Annotated in this window: 18 protein-coding genes and 2 pseudogenes; 10 read left to right on the plus strand and 10 right to left on the minus strand. The window is 74.0% G+C overall.

The window, feature by feature from the left end; translation table 11 throughout:
- Positions 1 to 139: 139 nt before the first annotated feature.
- Entirely contained in the window at positions 140 to 994 is an 855-nt protein-coding gene (locus tag ACZ3X1_RS22875) for a universal stress protein (RefSeq protein WP_467280776.1), read from the minus strand.
- Positions 995 to 1,004: 10 nt separating this feature from the next.
- Complete coding sequence (locus ACZ3X1_RS22880) at positions 1,005 to 1,199, minus strand: hypothetical protein (protein WP_356813370.1); 195 nt, start codon at positions 1,197 to 1,199, stop codon at positions 1,005 to 1,007.
- A gap of 145 nt (positions 1,200 to 1,344) precedes the next feature.
- On the opposite strand from ACZ3X1_RS22880, the gene ACZ3X1_RS22885 reads away from it, so the two are divergent.
- From ACZ3X1_RS22885 to ACZ3X1_RS22900, 4 genes are all read left to right on the plus strand, one after another.
- A complete protein-coding gene (locus ACZ3X1_RS22885; protein ID WP_356813369.1) occupies positions 1,345 to 2,304 on the plus strand; it encodes an oxygenase MpaB family protein in 960 nt (319 codons plus the stop codon).
- 26 nt (positions 2,305 to 2,330) lie between these two features.
- Positions 2,331 to 4,439 (plus strand): serine/threonine-protein kinase, encoded by a 2,109-nt coding sequence (locus ACZ3X1_RS22890; protein ID WP_467280777.1) that lies wholly within the window; start codon positions 2,331 to 2,333, stop codon positions 4,437 to 4,439.
- Positions 4,436 to 6,007, plus strand: coding sequence for a phytoene desaturase family protein (locus ACZ3X1_RS22895; protein ID WP_467280778.1), 1,572 nt, complete (start codon positions 4,436 to 4,438; stop codon positions 6,005 to 6,007). Before ACZ3X1_RS22890 ends, ACZ3X1_RS22895 begins: the two co-directional genes overlap by 4 nt.
- Positions 6,008 to 6,083: 76 nt before the next feature.
- The gene (locus ACZ3X1_RS22900; RefSeq protein WP_467280779.1) at positions 6,084 to 7,088 is read left to right on the plus strand and encodes an alpha/beta fold hydrolase; all 1,005 of its coding nucleotides are present in this window, start codon (positions 6,084 to 6,086) and stop codon (positions 7,086 to 7,088) included.
- A gap of 99 nt (positions 7,089 to 7,187) precedes the next feature.
- Here the strand turns inward: ACZ3X1_RS22900 and ACZ3X1_RS22905 are convergent.
- Both ACZ3X1_RS22905 and ACZ3X1_RS22910 read right to left on the minus strand, forming a co-directional pair.
- Positions 7,188 to 7,568: pseudogene (locus ACZ3X1_RS22905) on the minus strand (nitroreductase family deazaflavin-dependent oxidoreductase); the annotation flags it as partial.
- 38 nt (positions 7,569 to 7,606) lie between these two features.
- Positions 7,607 to 8,818: an FAD-dependent monooxygenase gene (locus tag ACZ3X1_RS22910; protein WP_467280780.1), complete on the minus strand. Its 1,212-nt coding sequence runs from the start codon at positions 8,816 to 8,818 to the stop codon at positions 7,607 to 7,609.
- A 77-nt stretch (positions 8,819 to 8,895) separates the two neighbouring features.
- Here ACZ3X1_RS22910 and ACZ3X1_RS22915 point away from each other — a divergent pair, with 77 nt between their 5' ends.
- Both ACZ3X1_RS22915 and ACZ3X1_RS22920 read left to right on the plus strand, forming a co-directional pair.
- Positions 8,896 to 9,528: a TetR/AcrR family transcriptional regulator gene (locus ACZ3X1_RS22915; RefSeq protein WP_362624073.1), complete on the plus strand. Its 633-nt coding sequence runs from the start codon at positions 8,896 to 8,898 to the stop codon at positions 9,526 to 9,528.
- 352 nt (positions 9,529 to 9,880) lie between these two features.
- Positions 9,881 to 10,255 carry a VOC family protein gene (locus ACZ3X1_RS22920; RefSeq protein WP_362624070.1) on the plus strand — a complete coding sequence of 125 codons (375 nt, stop codon included), beginning with the start codon at positions 9,881 to 9,883 and terminating at the stop codon, positions 10,253 to 10,255.
- Positions 10,256 to 10,269: 14 nt separating this feature from the next.
- On the opposite strand, the gene ACZ3X1_RS22925 is transcribed toward ACZ3X1_RS22920, so the two are convergent.
- On the minus strand, positions 10,270 to 12,183 hold the full coding sequence (locus tag ACZ3X1_RS22925; protein WP_467280781.1) for a serine hydrolase domain-containing protein: 1,914 nt from the start codon (positions 12,181 to 12,183) through the stop codon (positions 10,270 to 10,272).
- Between the two features lie 320 nt (positions 12,184 to 12,503).
- Between ACZ3X1_RS22925 and ACZ3X1_RS22930 the strand changes: the two genes are divergently transcribed.
- From ACZ3X1_RS22930 to ACZ3X1_RS22940, 3 genes are all read left to right on the plus strand, one after another.
- A complete protein-coding gene (locus tag ACZ3X1_RS22930; RefSeq protein ID WP_467280782.1) occupies positions 12,504 to 13,619 on the plus strand; it encodes an NAD(P)H-dependent flavin oxidoreductase in 1,116 nt (371 codons plus the stop codon).
- Between the two features lie 5 nt (positions 13,620 to 13,624).
- Positions 13,625 to 15,208, plus strand: a complete 1,584-nt coding sequence (locus ACZ3X1_RS22935; RefSeq protein WP_467280783.1) for an acyl-CoA synthetase — start codon at positions 13,625 to 13,627, stop codon at positions 15,206 to 15,208.
- A 115-nt stretch (positions 15,209 to 15,323) separates the two neighbouring features.
- Positions 15,324 to 16,481, plus strand: coding sequence for a calcium:cation antiporter (locus ACZ3X1_RS22940; RefSeq protein WP_467280784.1), 1,158 nt, complete (start codon positions 15,324 to 15,326; stop codon positions 16,479 to 16,481).
- A 39-nt stretch (positions 16,482 to 16,520) separates the two neighbouring features.
- On the opposite strand, the gene ACZ3X1_RS22945 is transcribed toward ACZ3X1_RS22940, so the two are convergent.
- Positions 16,521 to 19,010, minus strand: a complete 2,490-nt coding sequence (locus ACZ3X1_RS22945; protein ID WP_467280785.1) for a penicillin acylase family protein — start codon at positions 19,008 to 19,010, stop codon at positions 16,521 to 16,523.
- Between the two features lie 157 nt (positions 19,011 to 19,167).
- On the opposite strand from ACZ3X1_RS22945, the gene ACZ3X1_RS22950 reads away from it, so the two are divergent.
- A complete protein-coding gene (locus ACZ3X1_RS22950) occupies positions 19,168 to 20,709 on the plus strand; it encodes a fatty acyl-CoA synthetase (protein WP_467280786.1) in 1,542 nt (513 codons plus the stop codon).
- Positions 20,710 to 20,763: 54 nt separating this feature from the next.
- On the opposite strand, the gene ACZ3X1_RS22955 is transcribed toward ACZ3X1_RS22950, so the two are convergent.
- From ACZ3X1_RS22955 to paaK, 4 genes and pseudogenes are all read right to left on the minus strand, one after another.
- The gene (locus tag ACZ3X1_RS22955) at positions 20,764 to 21,618 is read right to left on the minus strand and encodes a YhjD/YihY/BrkB family envelope integrity protein (RefSeq protein WP_390079317.1); all 855 of its coding nucleotides are present in this window, start codon (positions 21,616 to 21,618) and stop codon (positions 20,764 to 20,766) included.
- Positions 21,619 to 21,714: 96 nt separating this feature from the next.
- The gene (locus ACZ3X1_RS22960; RefSeq protein WP_467280787.1) at positions 21,715 to 21,975 is read right to left on the minus strand and encodes a hypothetical protein; all 261 of its coding nucleotides are present in this window, start codon (positions 21,973 to 21,975) and stop codon (positions 21,715 to 21,717) included.
- A gap of 975 nt (positions 21,976 to 22,950) precedes the next feature.
- A pseudogene (locus tag ACZ3X1_RS22965) lies at positions 22,951 to 23,216 on the minus strand (cytidine deaminase); the annotation flags it as partial.
- Positions 23,213 to 24,508 (minus strand): phenylacetate--CoA ligase PaaK, encoded by a 1,296-nt coding sequence (gene paaK, locus ACZ3X1_RS22970; RefSeq protein ID WP_467280788.1) that lies wholly within the window; start codon positions 24,506 to 24,508, stop codon positions 23,213 to 23,215. The pseudogene ACZ3X1_RS22965 and the gene paaK, both read right to left, overlap by 4 nt.
- Positions 24,509 to 24,560: the final 52 nt, after the last annotated feature.

The raw sequence follows: 24,560 nt of genomic DNA on the forward strand, positions 1-24,560 counted from the left end.
GGTGGCAGGGGTGCCGTCGCCGCCTGCGTCGTCGTGTTCGGTGGTCACCCCACCACTATGCCGCTCGCCCCCCCGTCCCGGGCCGTGCGGCGGCCCACCGCGGGGCGTGTCGCACGGCGCGCCCGCGGGGCGGGTGTCCTCAGGCCAGGGGGACCACGGCGACCGGGGCCGTGCTGTGGTTGATCACGGCATGCGCGACATGGCCGAGGTGCGGCCCCAGCGGCAGCCGCCTCCGACGCCGGCCGACGGCCAGGAGCCCCGCTCCCCGCGCCGCCTGCGAGAGTCCGGCCACGGGAGAGCCGAAGACGGCCTCGGGGATCACGCGCACACCCGGATACCTCCGCCGCCACGGTTGCAGCAGCTCGGTCATGCGCTCCACCGCGCGCCGCCCCCGCTCGTCGTCGCCGGGGTCCGCCGTACCCGAGGACACGGAGGCCGCGGACGGACCCCAGCAGTGCAGGACGCGCAGCCCACCGCCCCTGCGATCGGCCTCGGCGAAGACGAAGCCCAGCAGTGCCTCGCCGCGGTCCGACAGCCCGAGGCCGGCGACGACCGCCGTGCGCGCGGCGGTGTCCGCGCAGTCCGCCCGCACCAGCACCACCGGTCGCCCGGCCGTCCCGGCGACGGCCTGCGACACCGACCCGAGCAGGAAGCCGGCGATCTCGCCGAGCGCACGCGATCCGACGACCACCAGGTCCGCCTCGTCCGCCGCCCCGCGCAGCGTCTCGGCGACGCGCCCCAGGTCGCAACGGGTGGTCACCCGCAGCTGCGGCCGGCCCCGGCGGGCCCGGTCCGCAGCCTCGCGCAGCACGGCCCGTGAACGCGAGGCCGCGGCGAAGGCGACCTGCCCGTGGACCCGCTGCGTCCGCATCGGCTCCTCCACGTGCAGCAGGCACAACGGCACGTGGCGCAGCGCCGCTTCGTGCGCGGCCCACTCCACTGCCGCGAGACTCTCGGGTGAGCCGTCCACGCCCACGAGTACCTGTGCCGTCATGGCGGCCTCGTCATACGGCCGTGAGGCCGGGCAGCACGGCACGCAGCAGGCGCCGGAGTGCCCTGCGCGCGCCCCATATCGCGAGGCGCAGACTCCACACCGTCAGCCGCCTGCCGATCCGGATGAGGACGGCTCGGGGCAGCCAGCGGGCGAGCGCTCGCCGACGACGCCACTTGCGTCCGCGCCGCCCAGGGATGAGCTTCACGCCAGGCACCTGCCCGTTCCGCGGCGACGGACACCCGTGCGGGCACCGGTGCGAACCGTCCCTGCGGATCGCCCACGGCCGACCGCCCCCAGCCTCCGGCTCGGTAGGCTGGAACCACCGGGCGCCTGCGACGGGGAGGTACGGGATGGGGAACACCGCGACCGGACCCGGGCCCCGGCCCGGAAGCGAACCCGAGCACGGACCCGAGCCCGCGGCGGGGACGGGATCCGGCGCCGACCCGGGGCTCTACGGCCCCGCGTCCGTCACCTGGCAGTGCCACGGCGACCCGATGATGTGGATCGCCGGGGTCCGCGCCCTCTACCTCCAGGCCCTCCACCCGCGCGCCGTCCGCGGGGTCACGGAGAACTCCGACTTCCGCCGCGACGCCTGGGGCCGGCTGATGCGCACCGCCGACTTCGTCGGCACCCTCACCTACGGCACCACCGAGGCCGCCGAGCGCGCCGGCAGCCGCGTCCGCGCCATCCATCGCAGGCTGTCCGCCACAGATCCGGCCACCGGCCGCACCTTCCCCGTCGACGACCCCGGGCTGCTGCTGTGGATCCACTGCGCGCAGATCGACAGCTTCCTGCACGTCCTGCGCCGGTCCGGCATCACGCTCACCCCCTCCCAGGCCGACCGCTACGTCGACGAGAACCGCGTCAACGCACGCCTCGTCGGTCTCGATCCGGCCGGCGTCCCCGCCGACACCGCCCAGCTCGCCGCCTACTTCGACGAGGTCCGCCCCGAACTCGCCGCCGGCCCCGACGCCCTCGCCGTGGACGACTTCCTGCGCGGCCCGCCCGTCCATCCCCTTCTGGTGCCTGGCCGAAACCTGCTGTGGCGCCCGCTCGCCGGCCTCGCGTACGGCTCCCTCCCCGACTGGGCGCACCAGCTGTACGGGCGGCCCGCTCCCGCCCCGCGCAGCGTCACCCGGCGCCTGCGCCTCACGGGACGCGTGCTGCGCAGCATTCCCGCAGGTCTGCGCTGGAAGCTGCCCCCAGGTCACATCTTGAAAGCGATGCGCCGCATGGGCCCCGCGAGCCGCCCCTCCCCGTACACACTGCGTACATCAGCGGCCATACTGGACCGGCCGGGGAGGGCGTAGCGCGACGACGGGGGCGACTTCAAGACATGGCGGAGTCCAGACTGATCCAGGGCCGGTACCGGTCGCTCGATCTGATCGGGCGCGGCGGCATGGGCGAGGTATGGCGCGCCCGGGACGAATCGCTGGGCCGGCATGTCGCCGTGAAGTGCCTCAAGCCGATCGGCGCCGAACAGGACGCCCACTTCACGCAGGTGCTGCGCGAGCGCTTCAGGCGTGAGGCGCGCGTGGCAGCGTCCCTCCAGCACCGCGGGGTCACCGTCGTCCACGACTTCGGCGACGACAGCGCCGCCGGCGGCCCCCTCTACCTCGTCATGGAGCTGCTCGAAGGCCGAAATCTCAGCCAGCTCATGGAGGACAACGAGACCCGGCCGTTGCCCGTGCACGTGGTCGTCGACATCGCGGAGCAGATGGCCGCCGCCCTCGGTTACACGCACGACCAGGGCGTCGTCCACCGCGACCTGAAGCCGGCCAACATCATGCGGCTCGTCGACGGCACGGTGAAGATCTGTGACTTCGGCATCGCCCGCCTCGCGCACGACATCGGCTTCACCGCCAAACTCACCGGCGGCGGCATGGCCATGGGCACCCCGCACTACATGTCGCCCGAGCAGATCGCGGGCGGCGAGGTCGACCACCGCAGCGACCTCTACTCCCTCGGCTGCGTCCTCTACGAGATCGCCACCGGCGCCCCGCCCTTCGACCTCGGCGATTCCTGGTCGGTGCTCATCGGCCACCGCGACACCCCGCCCGTACCGCTGCGCGAGCACCGCCCCGAGCTGCCCGGCTACTTCGAGCAGGTCGTCCTGGACCTGCTCGCCAAGTGCCCCGACGACCGTCCGCAGGACGCCCGCCACGTGCACCGCAGCCTCGTCGAGTCCCGGCTGGGTCCGGGCGCCCTGCCCGGCGCCCCCGCCCCGCTCCCGGCCTGGGCCCACGGCATGACCGCCGGCCGCAAGGCCGGCATGGAGGCGCGTCCCGCGAGCGGCGAATGGGCCGTGCTCACCGGCTCCTGGACGGCCGTGCGCTCCAGCGGTGAACAGCCCGTCCCGGGCCCGGGCGGGGAGCGGCACGCGCTCCGCCCCGGCGGCACCATCGTGCGCCCCGCCCCCGCCGAGGACCCCCGCCTCACCGCGGCGTACGGCTTCCCGCGCCCCGCCGGCCCGCGCGAGAACGGCTCCGACGCCCTCGCCGCCGGCCACGCCCGCGGCTACGCCCTCAGCCGCGCGGGCCGCTCCGAGGAGGCCTTGTCCGTATACGCGGCAGTGGCCGACGGGCGCGCCCGGGTCCTCGGCCCGGACCACGCCGACACCCTCGCCGCGCGCCAGGAGGCGGCGTACGAGATGGGCCGGCTCGGCCGCCACCAGGAGGCCCACGACGTCTACCGCGCGGTGCTCGTCGCCCGCGAGCGGACCATGGGACAGCTCCACCCCGACACGCTGCGCTGCCGCCACAACCTGGCCTGTGCCCTACGGGCGCTGGGCCGGTACGCGGAGGCCCACGCCACGGCCGTCGCGGTCGCCGCGGACCGGGCGGCCGTCCTCGGCGCCGAGCACGCCGACACCCTGCTGACCCGGTACGAGGCGGCGTACGTGCTCGGTCGCCTCGATCGCTGGCAGGAGGCGCTGGCCGGCTTCCGCGAGGTCGCCGCCGCACGCGAACGGGTCCTCGGCCACGACCACCCCGACACCCTGGCCGCCCGCTACGAGGTCGGCATCGCCCTCGGCCGCACCGGCAGCAGCGCTCAGGCCCTCGACCTCTTCCGGGCCCTGGTCCGCGACCGCACCCGCGCCTACGGGGCGGCCGACCCCGAGACGCTGCGCGCCCGGCACGTCCTCGGCGTCAACCTGGGCCGCCTGGACCGGTGGGAGGAGGCGGTGGCCGAGGCCCGGCAGGTGGCCGCCGCGCGCGCCGCGGCGCTCGGCGCCGAACACGCGGACACCCTGGTCAGCCGCCGCGAACTGGCCGTCGGCCTGGGCAGGCTGGGCCGCTGGGACGAGGCCCTGCCGATCTACCGGGACCTGTCCGGCATCCGCGAACGGTCACTGGGCGACGAGCATCCCGAGACGGTGCTGGCCCACGCCGACGAGGCCCACTGTCTGGAGCGGCTCGGCCAGGTGTGCTACCAAGAGCCATGACGACCTTCGGGCGGGACGTGTACGACGACGTGATCGTGGGCGGCGGGCACAACGGGCTGGTGGCCGCCGCGTACCTGGCCCGGGCCGGCCGCTCGGTGCTGGTCCTGGAGCGGCTCGGCAACGCCGGCGGGGCGGCGATCTCCAGCAGACCCTTCGCGGGCGTCGACGCCCGCCTCTCCCGCTACTCGTACCTGGTCTCCCTGCTGCCCGAGAAGATCGTGCGCGACCTGGAACTGCGCTTCGCCGTACGCCGGCGCACCGTCTCCTCGTACACGCCGACCGAGCGCGACGGCCGGCCCGGCGGACTGCTCGTGGGCGGGGGCGAGGAGCGCACCCGGGAGTCCTTCGCCCGGCTGACCGGTTCGGCCCGGGAGTACGAGAGCTGGCGGGCCTTCTACGCGACCACCGGGCAGGTGGCCCGCAAGGTGTTCCCGACCCTGACCGAGCCGCTGCCCACCCGGGCGGAGCTGCGGGCCAGGGTCGACGACGAGGCCGCGTGGCGGATGCTGTTCGAGGAGCCGCTGGGGCAGGCGGTGGAACGGCACTTCAGCGACGACCTGGTCCGCGGAGTGGTCCTGACCGACGGCCTCATCGGCACCTTCGCGGATGCGCACGACCCCTCACTCGCCCAGAACCGGTGCTTCCTCTACCACGTCATCGGCGGCGGGACCGGCGACTGGGACGTGCCGGTCGGAGGCATGGGCGCCCTGACGGACGCCCTCGCCGCGGCCGCGACCAAGGCCGGGGCGGAGATCGCCACCGGCCACGAGGTGCTGCGGATCGACACGGACGGGGTCGCTCCGGCCGAGGTGGTGTTCCGTACGGCGACCGGCGAGGGCCGGGTCGTCGGCCGCACGGTGCTGGTCAACGCATCGCCGCGGGCGCTGGCCGAACTGCTCGGCGAGAGCGCGCCGGAGGACCCGGCGGCGGCACCCGAGGGCGCCCAGCTCAAGGTCAACATGCTGCTGCGCAGGCTGCCACGGCTGCGGGACACCACTGTCGACCCGCGCGAGGCCTTCGGCGGAACCTTTCACATCGCCGAGGGGTACTCGGAGCTCGCCCGGGCCTACGCGGAGGCCGCTGCCGGGGAACTGCCGTCCGTACCGCCCTCGGAGATCTACTGCCACTCGCTGGCCGACCCGACGATCCTGGGACCCGAACTGGTCGAGCAGGGCTACCAGACGCTCACCCTCTTCGGCCTGCACACCCCGGCCAGGCTGTTCGGGCACGACAACCAGCAGGCCCGCGAGGTGCTGCTGACCGCCACTCTCGCGCAGCTTGACGCGCACCTGGCCGAGCCGCTCACCGACTGCCTGGCCTTCGACGCGGACGGCCGCCCGTGCATCGAGGCGAAGACCCCGCTGGACCTGGAACGCGAACTGCGGCTGCCCGGCGGCCACATCTTCCACCGCGACCTGTCCTGGCCTTACGGGGACCCGGACGCAGGGCGGTGGGGCGTGGAGACGGCCCGTCCCAACGTCCTGCTGTGCGGCGCGGGCGCGGTCCGCGGCGGCGGCGTCAGCGGGGTCCCCGGCCACAACGCGGCGATGGCGGTGCTGGGGCACTGAACCGGGCCGCCGGGCGCCGCGTGCCGCCTGGCCGGAAGCAGCCGGTCATGTGGGGGCCGGCTCTAGAGTGTTACTCATGAGTAACGCGAGTGGTGTGAGTGACAACAGTGGCGCCGAGCGTGCCGGCGGGCGGTCACGGCGCGGCGTACTGAAGGCGGCCGCGGCCGGGGCCGGTGCGGCCGCGGCGGTGGGGGCGGGGGCCTCCGCCGCGCGCGCGGACACGCGAAGGCGGGGCGCGCCCGTCTTCGTCCTCGTCCACGGCTCCGGAAGCAACTCCTACGGCTGGGCGCCGGCCCTGCGGGAGCTGGGCGTGCGCGGCCACCGGGCGATCGCGGTGGACCTGCCCGGGCACGGGCCCGACGCCTACTTCCCCGTCTCCTACCAGGCCCCGCAGGATCTGGAGCGGCTGGCCACGGAACCGTCGCCGCTCGGCGCGGTGACGCCGGCGCACTTCACGGCCCACGTGGTCGAGGCCGTGCGCGCCGCGCACCGCAACGGTCCCGTCGTCCTGGTCGGCCAGAGCCTCGGCGGGGTCACGCTGAACGCGGTCGCCAACCAAGTGCCCGAGCTCATCTCCCACTTGGTGTACGCGTCCGCGTTCTGCCCGACGAAGCACCGCTCGGTGCTGGAGCTGATGACGACCCCCGAGGCCGCCTCCAGCGCCCTGTTCCGGATCCCCGGCGTCAAGACCCCGCCGGAGCTGGGCGTCAACCGGGTCAACTGGCGTTCCTCTGACCCCGTCTTCTTCGCGGCGGTCAAGGAGGCGCTGGCGGCCGACTGGTCCGACGCGCAGGTGCGGACCCTGCTGAACATCCTCGAACCGGACGAGTCCGCGGCGATCGGGGCCGCCGACGCCCGCGGCCTGCCCGACCGGTGGGGGCGCGTGCCGCGCACGTTCCTGCGGTTCGGCGAGGACCGGGCCATCCCGCCCGCCCTCCAGGACCTGATGATCCGCGAGGCGGACGAGACGACCCCGCGCAACCGCTTCCACGTACGGTCGCTGGCCGCGCCGCACGTCGGTCCGCAGGACGCCGGCGTGTGGGCGGACGAGCTGGAGCGCGTGGCGCGTACCTGCCGCTGAGGGCTGTCCCGGGTGGGGGCCCGCCGACGCGCCTACGCGGGGCTCGATCACCACGATCGGGATCTCGCGGTCCGTCTTGGCCCGGTACTCGTCGTAGGCGGGCCAGTGCTTCACCATCACCGGCCAGTACGCGGCGCGCTCCTCGGCGTTCGCGGTGCGCGCCGTGCCCTGGATGATCCGCGTCCCGACCTGGATGCGTACTTCGGGGTGCGCGCGCAGGTTGCGGAACCACAGGGGGTGCTCGTCGGCGCCGCCCTTGGAGGCGACGAGCAGGTAGCGGCCGTCGGCCTCACCGTAGATGAGGGGGGTGCGCACGGGGTTGCCGGAGACCCGGCCGACGGTGGTGAGCAGGAGGGTCTGCGTGCCGTTCCAGTACTGGCCCTCGGTGCCGCCGGAGCCCACGTACTGTTCGACGTGCTCCAGCTGCCAGCTCCCGGCCCGCGGGTCGGTCGGGTGGTCCCAGTCGATTCCGGTGGTCATGGGTTTCCCCTGCCTTCGTGTCGAACGGTCGACGAACCTCACCAACGAGTGCCAACGCCCGTGGGTGCGCCGCCCATTCCGGCCGGAAGCGTGAACCCGTCGAAGATGTCGTCCAGCGCCCGGTGTGCGGCACGGGCCGGGGTGGCGCGGACGGCGAGGTCGCGCAGGGCCACGGCCAGGGGATGGGTGAGGGCGGCGACCCGGCCCGCGCGCCGGGCCCGGACGCGGATGGCGTCGGTGCGGGCGCAGCGGGCCGCGCTGTAGGCGGCCAGGGCCGCCGGAACACCCGCGGACCCGGTCCCGTCCAGCAGGTGGGCGAGGACCACCGCGTCCTCGACGGCCTGGCAGCCGCCCTGCCCCAGGTTGGGTGTCATGGCGTGGGCGGCGTCGCCGAGCCAGGCCAGGCGGCCGTGGTGGAAGCGGGGGAGCGGGGCCGCCAGGTCGTACAGGTCGTGCTGGAGCACGGCCGCGGGGTCGATCCGCTCCAGCAGGGCCGGGATCGGGTCGTGCCAGGTGCCGTACCGGCGAAGGAGTTCGGCGCGGACGTCGGCGGGGCGGTGTCCCTCGGGGGCCACGGCGGTGGCGTAGACGTAGGTCCTTCCGTCGGCGAGCGGGACCACGCCGAAGCGCTCGCCGCGGCCCCAGGTCTCGGCGGTCGACGCCCCGGCCGGGCTCGCGGCGGCCGGCAGGACGGTGCGCCAGGCGGTCTCCCCGCTGTGGCGCAGGCCCGGGTGGTCCGGGAAGTACCGGCGGCGCAGCGGGCTGTGGATGCCGTCCGCGGCGACCACGAGATCGGCGGAGCCGTCGAGGTCGCCGGCCGAGGTGCGGACGACGGGGAAGCCGTCGGCGCCGTCCACGGAGGTGACCGCGACGCCGTAGCGGATCGCCCCCTCGGGGAGCGCGGCGGCCAGGGCGCCAGCGAGGGCCGAGCGGTGCACGGCGAGCGGCGGGCCGCCGTAGCGGGCGGACAGGGCCGCGGTGTCGGCGCGGCTCAGCCAGCGGCCGTCGGGGCGGCGCAGGCCCATGGCGGCCGGAAGGGTACGTCCCGCCGCGCGGGTGATGTCGAAGCCGATGGTGTCGAAGGCGCGCAGGGCGTTGGGGGCGAGGACGATCCCGGCGCCGACGGCGGCCGGGCCGGGCGCCCGCTCGCACACGGTCACCCGCCAGCCCTTGCGGTGCAGGGCCAGGGCCGCGGTGAGTCCGCCGATCCCCGCGCCTGCGACCACCGCGTGACCCTGAACTGCCGACATGACGGATCCCTGCCTTCCTCCGAGCCTCTACATCTGTAGAGGGTGACGGCTTTACTCTACAGCTGTAGAGTGACCTGATGTCCACCCCTCCCTCCGCCCCCTCCGCCGATCGCAGAACGCTGATCGCCGACACCGCGATCGGCCTCGTGGCCGCCGCCGGACTGCGGGGCCTGACCCACCGCGCGGTCGACGCGGCCGCGGGACTGCCCGCGGGCAGCACCTCGTACTACTTCCGTACGAGGACGGCCCTGATCGGAGCCTGCTACCAGCGGCTGGCCGAGTTGGACCTCGCCGACGTGGACGACGGGAGTCCGCCCGGGACCGCCGTGCCGGCCCTCCCGGGGGCGGCGCCGGACCGGGAGGCGGTCGCGGCCGCGATGGCCGGGCTGCTGCACCGCTGGCTGACGGTGGGGCGCGAGCGCCAGCTGGCCCGCTTCGAACTCAGCCTGGAGGCCGCCCGCAACCCGGATCTGGAGGCGGACCTCCACCGGGCGGGGCAGGGGGCCCGGGCCCGGGCGGCGGGCATCGTCGCCGCGCTCGGCTCCGCACGGCCGGAAGAGGCCGCCGAACTGCTCGTCGCCTGGACGGAAGGGCTCCTCTACGACCGGCTGGCCGGCGCCCTGGCCCGCTCACGCCCGGCACCGGATCTCGCCGAACTGACCGCGGTGGCCCGCCGGATGCTCGCCGCGGTGCTGACCGACCCGGCGTGAGGGCCCTCGCGGATCCGGTCCGACGGATCCGGTCCGACGGATCCGGTCCGACGGATCCGGTCCGACAGGTCCGGTCCGACGGGTCCGGCCGGCCGGACCCGGTCCGACGCAGAAGAACCCCGCCGCACCGGGGGATGTGGCGGCGGGGCTCTTCCATCGGTACGCGCCGACCGGTGCAAGGCGGGAGGGCCGGCGCGTTCCTCCTGGTGGAGTGCGCTCACGCTACGCCCGGCATGGCCGAAAATACACCCCTCCGCATGGCTTGATTCGTGCGGTCGAGGGAGTCACGATTCCCTGTTGGGCCCTGTCGCAGACGGGAGTTCGAGGACAGGGCACCCTCTAGGATCCGGACATGATCGCTGAACTGCAGTGCGTGGTCCTGGACTGTCCCGAGCCGCGGGTGCTCGCCGATTTCTACCGGTCGCTGCTGGGCGGCAACGTCGACCAGCCGGACCGGCGTTGGTCGCTCGACGAGGACTGGGCGACGCTGCACACGCCGACGGGCCTGGTCCTCGCCTTCCAGCGCGCCCCGGACCATGTCCCACCGAACTGGCCCGACCCCAGCCGGCCGCAGCAGTTCCACCTCGACCTCGGCGTCCGGGACCTGGATCGCGCGCAGGAGGAGGTGCTCGCGGCCGGCGGGGCCCTGCTGGACGGGGCGGACGGGCGCGGCTGGCGGGTCTACGCGGATCCGGCGGGTCACCCGTTCTGCCTGGTGCGCGACTGACCCCGCCGGGCGGTTCAGTCCGCGGACCGGGTCCAGCCGACGGCCTCGACGAGGGCCGCGTCGTCGGGCCGGTCCTCCGCGAACAGCAGCCGGGCCGGCTCCGCCACCCGTACGACGTCCACGTAGACCCCGCGGCCGACGTAGCGCCCGGTGGCGGTGTGGCGGAACCGCAGCCGTACCTCGCGGCCCGCCCAGGCAGCCGTGAGGGGAGCCTCCAGGCGGTGCCAGATGCGCCCGGACCAGCCGCCGACCGAGCCCCGCGGCCACTCCTCGGGGACGCCGCCGGTGGACCGCAGCGTGGTGAACGGCAGCGGCGCCCAGTCCGCGCCGTCCGCCGAGGCCTCCAGGTGCAGGGCGCCTTCGCCGGGCACGGTGTCCCACCACACGGCACAGCGCAGCCGGGCGGCGGCGGTGGCCGGGGTGAGCGGGGGCAGGGTGAGGGTGCCCGAGCCGCCGGGGTCGGTCCCGGAGAACCAGGCCGCGCCGCCGTGCCGCGTACGGACCGGGACGGCGCGGGCGAAGCGGTTGCCCACGGCGACCCGCGGAGCGCTGCCGGCCCGCCAGGTGCGCACGGGGTGCACGGAGTTGCCCAGCAGGACCAGGAAGGAGTCGGTGGAGGGGTCGAGGACGAGGGAGGTGCCGGTGAACCCGGTGTGGCCGGCCGAGTGCGGGGTGGCCATGGCGCCCATGTACCAGTGCTGGTAGAGCTCGAAGCCGAGGCCGTGGTCGTCGCCCGGGAAGGCCGTGTTGTAGTCGGTGAAGAGCAGTTCCACCGAGGCGGGGCGCAGGATGCGGCGGCCCGCGTAGGCCCCGCCGTCAAGGAGGGTTCGGGCCAGGACGGCCAGGTCCCAGGCGGTGCCGAAGACCCCGGCGTGCCCGGCCACCCCGCCGAGCGCGTACGCGTTCTCGTCGTGGACCTCGCCCCACACCAGGCCGCGGTCCAGGCCGGACCATGGCGGTCGCTGCACCTCGGTGGCGGCGGTGACGCGGCGCCACGAGAGCGGCGGGTTGTAACGAGTGCGGTGCATCCCGAGCGGAGCGGTGATCTCGTCGTGGAGCAGGACGTCCAGAGTGCGACCGGTGATCCGTTCCAGGAGCAGCTGCAGCGCGATGAGGTTGAGGTCGGAGTAGCGGTAGACGGATCCGGGGGTCTCCTGCGGCCTGACCGACCACAGCAGCCGCAGCCGCCCCTCGCGCGTCGACTCCTGGTAGAAGGGTGCCCATGAGCGCAGGCCCGAGGTGTGCGTGAGCAGCTGGCGGACCGTGATGATCTCCTTGCCGCCGCCGGTGAACTCCGGGAGGTAGCGGCGTACCTGGGCCTCCAGCTCCAGGCGCCCCCGCTCCATCTGCTGCACGGCCAGGATCGAAGTGAACAGTTTGGTCAGTGAGGCCAGGTCGAAGACGGTGTCCTCGGCCATGGCGATCCGCTCGGCCGCGGGGAACTCCCGGACCCGGTCGGTCCGTCCGTCGTAGTCCGCGTACCGGACGGCGTGGCCCATGGCCCGGTGCAGGGCGACGGTGCGGCCCCGCCCGGCGAGGACCACCGCCCCCGCGTAGTAAGGGTGCTCGGGCGACGGGCCCAGGAACCGCCGGGCCTCGTCCGCCACCGCCTCCAGGTGCCTCTCCAGCAGTCCGGCCCGGCGCGCGGAGCCGTACCGCAGGCGCAGCCCCTGCAGGGCGCGCCGTTCGGCCGGGTTGCCCGCGCCCGCCGCCCCCGCCGCCCCGGGCAGCGCGGCGTGCAGGACGAGCACCCCGCCGAGCGCCAGCAGCCGCGCCCCGAGCCGCCGCCGGCTCAGCCCCCGCCGGGGGTCGCGCACTCCATCGCGCTCCTGCTCCTGCTCCGGCCGCTGCCCGCGGTCGCGGCCGGTGCCGTCCGCCCGTTCCGTGCGGACTTCCGCCACCGCTTCGACCCCCGTGCGCACCGCCATGTCCGGCCCTCCTCGTCCGCAACCCGCAACCCGCAACCCGCAACCCGCAAGCCCGCGCCCCGCAATCCGCCACCCGCAACACGCGCCCCGCCGGGTGTGCGTCGCCCCGCACCCGCACCGCTCGGGGTCGGCCCCGGCACCCGCCGGGCGCACCGCAGGCGAACGGGCCCCGGGCCTCCCGAATCCGCCGAGCGTGCCGCAGGCTAATGGGTATCTGCCCGCCCCTCGGTCACCCTCCCCACCGACCGGGCCGTAAAGAATCTGACACCGCATCAGAAAATCTCTTCCCTCGCTCGCCGGGCTGCGGCATCCTGCCGCCCATGGAGACGGAGCTGAGCAAGAAACTGGGAGTCGAGCACGCCATCTTCGGCTTCACCCCCTTCCCGGCGGTCGCCGCCGCGATCACCCGGGCGGGTGGTTTCGGCGTCCTCGGCGCGGTCCGCTACACCGCGCCCGACGACCTCAAGCGCGACCTCGACTGGATGCAGGCGCACACCGACGGCAAGCCCTACGGCCTGGACGTCGTCATGCCCGCCAAGAAGGCCGTCGACGGCATCAGCGAGGCCGACATCGAGGCGATGATCCCGGCCGGGCACCGCGCCTTCGTCCGCGACACCCTCGCCGAACACCACGTGCCCGAGCTCGCCGAGGGCGAGGCCTCCGGCTGGCGCATCACCGGCTGGATGGAGCAGGTCGCCCGCGACCAGCTCGACGTCGCCTTCGACTACCCGATCAAACTCCTGGCGAACGCCCTCGGTTCCCCGCCCGCCGACGTCATCGCCCGCGCCCACGACCACGGCGTCCTCGTCGCCGCCCTCGCCGGCAGCGCCAAACACGCCCGCCGCCACGCCGAGGCCGGCATCGACGTCGTCGTCGCCCAGGGCTACGAGGCCGGCGGCCACACCGGCGACATCGCCACCATGGTCCTGGTCCCGGAGATCGCCGAAGCCGTCGCACCGCTCCCGGTCCTCGCCGCCGGCGGCATCGGCAGCGGCGAGCAGATAGCCGCCGGCCTCGCCCTCGGCGCCCAGGGCGCCTGGCTCGGCTCGCTCTGGCTCACCACCACCGAGGCCGACCTCCACTCGCGCGCCCTCACCGAGAAGCTCCTCGCCGCCGGCTCGGGCGACACCGTCCGCTCCCGCGCCCTCACCGGCAAGCCCGCACGCCAGCTGCGCACCAAGTGGACCGACGCCTGGGACGACCCGGAGGGCCCGGGCGCGCTGCCCATGCCGCTCCAGGGCCTCCTCGTCGCCGACGCCGTCTCCCGCATCCAGAAGTACGAGGTCCGGGCGCTGCTCGGTACGCCCGTCGGGCAGATCGTCGGCCGGATGAACAGCGAACGCAGCGTGCAGGCCGTCTTCGACGAGCTCACCAGCGGCTTCGAGAAGGCGATCGACCGCATCAACCGCATCGCCGGCCGAGTCCGAGAGGCGTGACCGCCATGACCGCCACCACGTCCCCCGCACAGCCGGCCGGCCAGCAGCCCCCCAACGGCTTCTGGGCCCAGGCCGCCGCCGACCCCGGACGCACCGTCCTGACCGCCCCCGGCGGCCAGGAGTGGAGCGCCGGCCGGCTGCACGCCGACGTCAACCGGCTCGTCCACGGGCTGCGCGCCGCCGGGCTGGAGGAGGGTGACGTCTTCGCCGTCGTCCTCCCCAACGGCGTCGAGTTCCTGACCGCCTACCTCGCCGCCTCACAGGCCGGCTTCTACCTCGTCCCCGTCAACCACCACCTCGTGGGCCCCGAGATCGCCTGGATCGTCTCCGACTCCGGTGCCAAGGTCCTGATCGCCCACGAGCGCTTCGCCGATGCCGCCACCGCCGCGGCCGACGAGGCCGCCCTGCCCGCGAGCCGCCGCTACGCGGTCGGAGCGGTCCCGGGCTTCCGGGCGTACGGCGAACTCCTCGACGGGCAGCCCGCCACACCCCCGGCGGAGCGCACCCTCGGCTGGGTCATGAACTACACCTCCGGCACCACCGGCCGGCCGCGCGGCATCCGCCGCCCCCTGCCCGGCAAGCCCCCGGAGGAGACGTACCTCGGCGGCTTCCTCGGCATCTTCGGGATCCGGCCCTTCGACGGCAACGTCCACCTGGTCTGCTCACCGCTCTACCACACGGCCGTCCTGCAGTTCGCGGGCGCCGCCCTGCACATCGGACACCCGCTCGTCCTCATGGACAAGTGGACCCCGCAGGAGATGCTGCGCCTGATCGACGGTCACGGCTGCACCCACACCCACATGGTGCCGACCCAGTTCCACCGGCTGCTCGCCCTCCCGCAGGAGACGAAGGACGCCTACGACGTCTCCTCGATGCGGCACGCCATCCACGGCGCCGCGCCCTGCCCCGACCACGTCAAGCGGGCGATGATCGACTGGTGGGGCGGGTGCGTGGAGGAGTACTACGCGGCGAGCGAGGGCGGCGGCGCCTTCGCGACCGCCGAGGACTGGCTGAAGAAGCCGGGAACCGTCGGCAAGGCCTGGCCGATCAGCGAGCTGGCCGTCTTCGACGACGACGGCAACCGGCTGCCCCCGGGCGAACTGGGCACCGTCTACATGAAGATGAACACCGGCGGCTTCAGCTACCACAAGGACGAGGGCAAGACGAAGAAGAACCGCATCGGGGACTTCTTCACCGTCGGCGACCTCGGCCTGATGGACGAGGAGGGCTACCTCTTCCTCCGCGACCGCAAGATCGACATGATCATCTCCGGCGGGGTCAACGTCTACCCCGCCGAGATCGAGTCGGCCCTGCTCACCCACCCGGCCGTCGCGGACGCCGCGGCCTTCGGCATCCCGCACGCCGACTGGGGCGAGGAGGTCAAGGCCGTCATTGAGCCGGCGGAGGGCTTCGTGGCCGGCGACGCCCTGGCCGCGGAGATCCTGCACCACTGCGAGCGGCAGCTCGCCGGGTACAAGCGGCCCAAGACCGTCGACTTCATCGAGACGATGCCGCGCGACCCGAACGGCAAGCTGTACAAGCGGCGGCTGCGCGACCCGTACTGGGAGGGCCACGAGCGCGCGATGTGAGCCCCGGAGGTCGCACGGACCGCCACGCCGCGCGGATCCGTGGGAGATGCCACGCCGAGCGGGTGGAGGCGCGCCGTGCGACGCATAGGGGGACACATCTGGCAAGTTGGAAGATGTGGGTACGACGAAGCGCAGATCCCCCCTGACCGACTGGACCGTCCTGGTCCCCGTGGTGGCGCTGGTCGCGCTGGTGTTCAGCTGGGGGCGGGACCTACCCGGCTTCGCGGTGGTGCTCGTCGCCCTGTGTCTGGCGGGCGCGGTCCTGGCGGCCGTCCACCACGCCGAGGTCGTCGCCCACCGGGTCGGGGAACCCTTCGGCTCCCTCATCCTCGCCGTCGCCGTCACGGTCATCGAAGTCGCCCTCATCGTCACCCTGATGGTCGACGGCGGGGACAAGAGCGCCTCCCTGGCCCGGGACACCGTCTTCGCCGCCGTCATGATCACCTGCAACGGCATCGTCGGCGTGTCCCTGCTCGTCGGCGCCCTGCGCAACAGGGTCGCCGTCTTCAACCCCGAGGGGTCCGGTGCCGCGCTGGCCACCGTCGCCACCCTCGCCACCCTCAGCCTGGTCCTGCCGACCTTCACCACGAGCAAGCCCGGCCCGGAATTCTCCACCGCGCAGCTGACCTTCGCCGCCGTCGCCTCGCTCGCCCTCTACGGGCTGTTCATCGCCGTCCAGACGGTCCGCCACCGCGACTACTTCCTGCCCGTGGACACCGGCCGGGGCGCCGACCAGCGGGGCGACCGGCAGGACGACCAACAGGGTGACCGACAGAGCGACCAACAGGGCCGGGGTGACCATGCGGTGCCGCCCACCGCCCGCGCCGCCCTGCTCAGCCTCGGCCTGCTGCTCGTCGCCCTCGTCGCGGTGGTCGGCGACGCCAAGGCCGTCTCCCCGACCATCGAGACGGCGGTGGCCAAGGCCGGCCTGCCCCAGGCGGTCGTCGGTGTGATCATCGCCCTGCTCGTGCTGCTGCCCGAGACCCTCGCCGCCGTTCGCGCCGCCCGCCGCGACCTTGTGCAGACCAGCCTCAACCTCGCCTACGGATCCGCCATCGCCAGTATCGGGCTGACCATCCCGGCGATCGCGCTGGCCTCGATCTGGCTCTCCGGCCCGCTCCTGCTCGGCCTCGGCGCGGTCCACATGGTGCTGCTCGCCCTGACCGTGGTGGTCAGCGCGCTCACCCTCGCCCCCGGCCGCGCCACGCTGCTGCAGGGCGGAGTGCACATCGTGGTGCTGGCCGCGTACCTCTTCCTGGCCGTCAGCCCGTGAGGGGCGGGGCCGGGGCCGGGAAGAGGCCGTGACAGCCGGTCAGCGCCGCTCGCGGACCAGTACCACCTTCAGCTGCGGCGAGGTGAGGACGTCCCACTCGCAGAACCGCGCCCGGACCCAGCGCTCCTGGGAGAACAGCCGGGTCTGGTCCGCGTGGTAAGGCGATACCGGATTCGAGGACTGCCCGTACGTCAGCAGGGTGCGCGCCACCGGGCAGGAGCTGCCGTCCCAGCCGACCGCCTGGATGTGGCTGGACCCGTTCGCGACGTCCGGGTAGCCGCCGGCCGGCGCGTTCCACCGCGCCTCGATCTTGTTCCAGACCCCGAGCGCCTCCGTACCGCCGCCGACCGGCAGCTTCCGGCCGTCCCGGACCACGAACTGGTGCTCGCCCAGCGGGGCGTCCAGCCCGATGCCGGCCGCTCGCAACTCCGCCACGGTGTCCGCGAGCGCCCGTCCGATGCCGGGCGCGGCCCGGTTGAGCGTACGCGGCGTACGGACCGGGTCGGCGGCTGAGAACGGGACCAGCCACAGGTCCGCGGGCGGGGTCGACGCCGTCACCCTGCGCCAGAACCGGTCGAAGAGCAGCGCGCCGCGGCTGGTGCCGTCCGTCGTACGGTCCCAGCGCGCCAGCACCGGGCAGGCCGCGGAGACGTCCACCACCGAGCCGTCGCTCGCCGTCGCCGTGCCGCCGGGGAGGGCCGAGCAGGCCTTCGCGGCGTCCGCCGCCGCCAGGTCCCCGGCCGGCGCCCGGTTCGCGAACTGCTGCTTCTGCAGGTCGGCCACGGTCAGCCGGCCCTTCGCGGCCATCGCCGACACGTCCTCGACCGCTCCGCGCGTCCGCATCGAGCGCGGGGTGGCGACATTGCCCCAGATCCGCTCGTAGCCGGTGATCGGCCGGTCGGCATTGGCCAGCCAGGCGCTGTCGTTGGAGTTCTCGGCGTACGGGGCGTCGCGCAGCGTCGGCGCCCTGCCCGGGCCGAACACGCCCGGCTGCACCGCGTCGGCGTCCGAGCCGAGCGCGCAGTCGCCTCGCGCACCGTCCAGCACCGCCAACCCCGAGGCCGGGTACGTGGCCCTGCCGAGCGGGGTGGAGCAGCGGGCGGCGAGGTCGTCGGTGATCCGGGGGAGCACCTGCGTCTGGGTGAAGAGCGTGCCGCCCGCCGAGTCGGCGGCCACCGTGTTGACCCAGGGCAGGCCCTGGGTACGCGCCAGGGCGTCCTGGACCCCGGCCACCGAGCGGGCCCTGCCCAGGGCGAGGGCGGTGTCGGAGCCGCGCAGGTTCGACGCGTTGGGGTCGTTCAGCGCGTACGCCGACCGGCTGGTCCAGGGCAGCGGCAGGCCGGCGCCGAGACTCGTCACCACCGGGCCGTAGCGGGTCCACCACTGGGTGCGGGTGACCGGATCGCCGCCCGCCACGGGTACGGTGACGGTCCGCCGGGTCATCTTCTGCGGGACGCCGTCGACCAGGTAGGCGGTCGGATCCGCGGGGTCGAGGGTGAGTTCGTGCAGGTTGACTGGGGTGCCGGTCGCCACCGTGTGGCTCCAGGCCACCTTCTCATTGAAACCGATGCTGACCGCGGGCATGCCCAGCAGCGAGCCGCCGGAGACGTTCAGCTCGCCCGGGATGGTCTGCTGCGACTGCCAGAAGCGGCGCCCGCCCTGCCACGGATAGTGCGGGTTGCCGAGCAGCAGACCGCGGCCGTTCGCCGTCGTGGACCCGGCGAAGGCCACCGCGTTGGAGCCCATGTCGTACCGGCTCGTGTCGAAGAACTCCCGTGCCGCCGCCGCGGCGGCGGCCGGATCGGCCTCCTGCGGGGCGGCCGTACCGGCGCCGCCGGCCGGGGGCGAGGTCGGGGCCGGAGGTGGGGCAGGTGCCGGCGGCTGGGCGGCCGTGATCCCGTCGATGCCGCGTCCCTCACCGCCGAGGACCGCGATCGCGAAGCCGCGGGCGGCCACGTCGGCCGTGGTGACCGGGCGGAGCCAGCCCGCACCCTCGCAGACCGGGTCGGTGACCTTGTTCTGGACGAGCCAGGCGTTGTAGCCCGCGGCCCAGCCCCGCATCAGCTCCTTGAGGTCCTGGCTCGGGCCGGCGGGGGCGGGCGTCGCCAGCAGCTTCTCCACGCTGCCCGACTCACGGACGCCCTTGAAGTACAGGTCGCTGGAGAGGTTGCGGGTGACGGAGGAGAGCGACCCGTCGGTCGAGGCGTCCTGCCCGAACCAGCGCGAGCGCTCGCCCGACACCGTCACGAACCCGTCCGCGAGGACGCAGACCTGGTCCGCCGCTTGCGCCCAGCCGGTACCGAAGCCGATCTGCGCGTAGTCGCGGCCCAGGATGTGCGGGATGCCGTGCTCGGTGTAGCGGATGACGGCCGACAGGCCGCCGCCGGTCGGTATCCGCTCGTCCGGCGACGCCGCCCGGGCGGGGGCGCGGGCCTGGGCGTGGGCCGGCGGGACCACGGCCGTCGCGGCGAGCAGGGCCGCCCCGGCGAGGGCGGCGCGACGGAGCGTCGAACGCGTACTGCGGTGCAACGTACCTCCCAAGTGTCCTGAGAACGGCCGCGGTTGCCCGATGGGGACAGGCGGCCTGGCGTGCCCCCACACTCATTCAGGTGTACTGATGGCCTGTCAACATCGCGCTGTGCAGGGGGTCATTGACCTCGGCCCGCCCGGCGGCGAGGATCACGCCATGACGTCAGCGCGAGCGGGGCAGGCAGGGCCGGCGGCCGGTGCGGTGCGGGACAAGACGGTCGACGGGCTGGTCCACGACAGCGCACGGCGGGTCCCCGACCGCCTCGCCGTCCGCTACGCCGGGCGCAGCTGGACGTACGCGGAACTCGACGCGGCCGTCAGCACCGGGGCGGCCGTGCTGAGGGAGCGGTACGGGCTGGCCGCCGGCGACCGGGTCGCCACCTTCGCCCACAACTCCGACGCCTACCTGCTGGCCTTCCTCGCCTGCGCCCGGGCCGGGCTCACCCACGTCCCGGTCAACCAGAACCTCACCGGCGAGGACCTCGCGTACATCCTGGACGACTCCGGGAGCACCCTCGTCCTGGCCGACCCCGGCCTGGCCGGGCGGATTCCCGACGGGTACCCCGTACGGCCCTTGCGGGACGCCCCCGGCTCCTTCCTCGACGGGCTGGCCGAGCCGCTCCCCTTCGAGCCCGGCCGCGACCCGGGCAGCCTGGCGCAGCTCCTCTACACCTCGGGGACCACCGCTCTGCCCAAGGGCGCGATGATGACCCACCGGGCCCTCGCCCACGAGTACGAGAGCGCGATCGAGGCGCTGGACCTGGCCGAGGAGGACCGGCCGGTGCATTCGCTGCCGCTGTACCACTCCGCGCAGATGCACGTCTTCCTGCTGCCGTACCTGGCGGTGGGGGCCCGCAACACCGTCGTCGACGCACCCGTCGCCGAGCAGGTCTTCGACCTCGTCGAGGCGGGGGAGGCGGACAGCCTGTTCGCCCCGCCGACGGTGTGGATCGGCCTCGCCAACCATCCGCAGTTCGCCGAGCGCGAGCTGGGCGGGTTGCGCAAGGCGTACTACGGAGCCTCGATCATGCCCGTCCCGGTCCTGGAGCGGCTGCGCGACCGGCTGCCGGGGCTCGCCTTCTACAACTGCTTCGGCCAGAGCGAGATCGGCCCCCTGGCGACGGTGCTCGGCCCCCGGGAACACCAGGGGCGGATGGACTCCTGCGGGCGCCCGGTGCGCCACGTGCAGGCCAAGGTCGTCGACGAGGACGGCAAGGACGTACCGGACGGCACCGCGGGCGAGGTCGTGTACCGCTCGCCGCAGCTCTGCCTGGGCTACTGGAACGACCCCGGGGCGACGGAGAGGGCCTTCCGGGACGGCTGGTTCCGCTCGGGTGACCTCGCGGTCCGGGACACCGAGGGCTACTTCACGGTCGTGGACCGGGTGAAGGACGTCATCAACTCGGGCGGGGTGCTGGTCGCCTCGCGGCAGGTGGAGGACGTGCTCTACACCCATCCGGGCGTGGCCGAGGCGGCAGTGGTCGGGCTGCCCGACGAGCGGTGGATCGAGGCGGTGACGGCGGTGGTGGTGCCGCGCGGGCAGGTGGCGGAGGCCGAGCTGATGGCCTACGCCCGGGAGAAGCTCGCGCACTTCAAGGCCCCGAAGCGGGTCCTGTTCGTGGACGCGCTCCCGCGCAACGCCAGCGGCAAGATCCTCAAGCGGGAGCTGCGGGACCGCTTCGGGGCGCCGGGTCGCTGAGGGTCCGGCCCGGTCGGCCCGGTCGCTTTGGTCGCTCCGGTCGCTTCGGTGCCGTCACTCCGGTCCAGGAGGGTGGCGGGCCTCGTCCTCACCAGGGATGAGACCGCTTTGCCGCAGGCGCCGCAGGGTGAGGTGCTCGTGCACGAGGCGGCCGACGAGCGCGCCGCCGTAGACCACGAAGCCGACGCCGACGAGCCAGGACTGGACGACCAGCAGCGTCCCGAAGGGCCCGTAGGTCACGGCGTTGGACGCGATGAGCGGCGAGAACACCAGCTGCGAGAAGAGTCGCAGCCCGAGCAGCCCGATGCTGGTGGCGACCGCTCCCGGTACCAGGGCCCGCCAGCGCACCCGGCCGCCGAGCAGCAGACGCTGCGAGCCCACGAAGAACAGGCAGGTGCCGAAGAGGTCCCCGAGCGTGCCGAGGGTCGCGCCGAAGGTGTCGTCCGACGGCGCGGGAATCTCCACGAGCAACGCGAGGTAGCAGACCAGCAGGGCGAGCCAGACCACGTGCCGCCACATGGTGTGCCAGCGGGCGGTCGGCAGGTCCCACACCTTCTCGTAGCCGGTCTGCACGGCCGAGCCGAAGGTCAGGCCGAACACGGTGAGGGCGGCCAGACCGAAGGCCGTGGTCCGCTGCAGCGCCAGGTCCGCCGCGCCGAAGACCATCTCGATCCTGGTCCCCGAGGACTCCGTCACCCCGAGGGCCTGGCCGAGCCAGCGACCGAAGCCGGAGCCGCTCCCGGGCACCGCGGCCGCCACGACCACCAGCAGCGGCACCAGGGTGAGGAACCCGAGGGCCGCGAAGCCCATCGCCCGGTGCATCAGCTCCATCTCCCGGCCGCGGCTCCAGGCCAGCCCGACGTAGGAGCCCTGGAGCCGGAGGTAAAGCCACCGGAGGGTCGAGGTCACGCCTCATGCACTACCCGGACGGGCTCGCCGGCTCCCGGGAGCCGGACCGAATTGGGCCCGAAGGGGTGGTTTCGTCTCTCCGCTCCGGTTCCGGCGTCACACCCGGCTCGCGGGCGCCGCGTCCTTGGAGACCAGCGTGTCGCCGTCTACCGGCAGAGCCGGTAGACGGCGACCCGGCCCACCCGATCGCTGCCGGAGCGGTTGACGTCGCAGGCGGTACCGGGCGGCCGCGGCGCGGCGGGCGCGGTCCGGCGGGTCCGGGTACGTGCGGGGCGGCAGCAGACGGGCGAAGTCGGCGCGGCGCCGGCCCGTCTCCAGCTCGCCGAACCGGGACGGCGGCAGCACGCTCCTCGTCAAGCCAGGCCGGTTGGAGGTCGGCGGATACAAGGAGCGCGGCCGCGGCGAGGGGCGCCGTCAGGGCGACCACCGAGCGGCGGCGGGCGGCGCGCCGGACGTCGGCGAGCCGCCGGGCGCACTCCAGCGGGGCGGCGGTGTCCGTGCGGGTGTCCGGGCCGATGCCCGTGCCGGCACCGGTGGCCGTTGCCACCAGCCGCGCCTCGCCGCGTTGTCCTCGCACGACGACGCCCCGCGTCGCCCTTCTCATCCGCCGTGCGATGCTTCCCCTCGGCCTGTGGGCCCATGAGGCCATGCCGGCCAGACGTCGCTCCCTGAGCCGGCCTGAGTGGCAAGACACCCCCTAGGTGTGTTGGCCCGCAGGGTTGTTTACACCTAGCAGCCCATGCGCGAGCCGTCGGGTTGCGCTTCGGCGGACCACGAGAACCAGGTGCGGGCGTCCACTCCGAGCCGGGCCGCGGGGTGCGGTTCCACGCCGTAGATCTCTCGGAGCCTCTCGGGTGAGTCGAAGGCGAGGGTGATGCTCGGCCGGTCGGCGGATTCGAAGCAGAAGACGGCGAAGCTGCCGTCCGGTCCCATGTCCAAGTCGTGCACCGGACGCCAGCCCGCTGCTGACGCCTCCCGGCCGTAGAACTCCAGTACTTCCTTCCTGGTCCCGCCGTACGCGTAGAACCGCGTCGCGGAGAGCCAGGCGCCGCCGGTGTCGTCGACACATTCGGCCCCGGCCCACGGGCCGCCGCCGACGGACACGGCCCCCTTCGGACGCAGATCCAGCGCGGGCAGCCGGTCGAGCTCGGCCACGGCCGCCTCTGTTCCCTCGCACGTCTCGAACGGGGGAAGGAGGGAGCATCCGATCAGGCTGGTTCCCATGAGCAGGAACGCCAACAGCGCCCGCCCGGCAATCATGTTCATGGCGGGATTATGGCCCGGCCCGGAAGGCGGTCCGCCGAAGGGTCGGCCCGCCGGTCCCGCGGACTGCTCGGCGTCGAGCTGGTGGTCGGCCCAGACGTAGCTTTCGGGGAGCAGGTCGGTGACGGGGACGGTCCTGACGCGGTCGCCCACGCCGACGATGACCTCGAGGGCGGGGAAGTGAAGCGGTAGGCGTCCACTGCGGAGACGATCCGGCCGTCCTGCGCGCGGGCGGCGGCCGCCGTGGTGTGGTTGCCGCCCCGGCAGCGGGTGCGGGCGACGTCGGCCGCCGCCTCGATGAGTTCGTGGTCGACGTGGCGGTTCGGGGTGGTCACCTTCGCAGGTCGACCAGTCTTTTGATCTTGCCCACCGAGCGCTCCAGGGTCTCCGGGTCGACCACCTCGACCCGGACGGAAACGCCGACCCCCGCCTTGACCGCCTGGACCACATCGGCCGCCGCCGCCTCCCGCAGGGCGGCGTCCGAATCCCGGCGGGCCTCCACCCGGACCGTGAGGGTGTCCATCCGGCCCTCCCGGGCCAGCCTCAGCTGGAAGTGCGGTGCCAGCCCCGGTGTCCGCAGCAGGATCTCCTCGATCTGGGTCGGGTAAAGGTTCACCCCGCGCAGGATGATCATGTCGTCACTGCGGCCCGTGATCTTCTCCATCCGCCGGAAGGCCGGCCGGGCCGTGCCGGGGAGCAGCCGCGTCAGGTCCCGGGTGCGGTAGCGGACGACCGGCATGGCCTCCTTGGTGAGGGAGGTGAACACCAGCTCCCCCAGCTCGCCCTCCGGCAGCACCGCGCCCGTCAGTGGATCGACCACCTCGGGGTAGAAGTGGTCCTCCCAGATGTGCAGGCCGTCCTTGGTCTCGACGCATTCCTGCGCCACGCCGGGACCGATGACCTCGGACAGGCCGTAGATGTCCACCGCGTCCATGTCGAGGCGCTCCTCGATCTCCCGGCGCATCTCCTCGGTCCACGGCTCCGCACCGAAGATCCCCGTCCGCAGCGAGGTGGTGCGCGGGTCGATGCCCTGGCGCTCCATCTCGTCCAGCAGGGTCAGCATGTAGGAGGGCGTCACCATGATGACCTCCGGCCGGAAGTCCTCGATGAGCCGGACCTGGCGGTCCGTCATCCCGCCCGAGGCGGGCACGACCGTGCAGCCGAGGCGCTCGGCGCCGTAGTGCGCGCCGAGGCCGCCCGTGAACAGGCCGTAGCCGTAGGCGATGTGGACGATCTGGCCGGGCCTGCCTCCGGCCGCGCGTATCGAACGGGCCACGACGTCGGACCAGGTGGAGAGGTCCCCGTCGGTGTAACCGACGACGGTCGGACGGCCGGTGGTGCCACTGGAGGCGTGGATGCGGCGCACCTCGGAACGCGGCACCGCGAACATGCCGAAGGGATACTGGTCGCGCAGATCGGCCTTGGTCGTGAGGGGGAACAGCGAGAGGTCGGCCAGGGAGCGGCAGTCGTCCGGATGCACACCCGCCTTGTCGAAGGCCTGCCGGTAGAACGGCACCCGCTCGTACGCACGGTGAAGGGCCGCCCGCAGCCGGATGAGCTGCAGGGCTGCCAGCTCGTCGCGGCTCAGCCGCTCGCCTTCGTCGCGGAATCCCACCTGCGCCGCCATGCTGTCACCCCATCGTGAGTAGGCCAAGGTACCGACCGATCATTCGGTAGAT

The sequence above is a fragment of the Streptomyces sp. NPDC023541 genome (genome assembly GCF_055559995.1).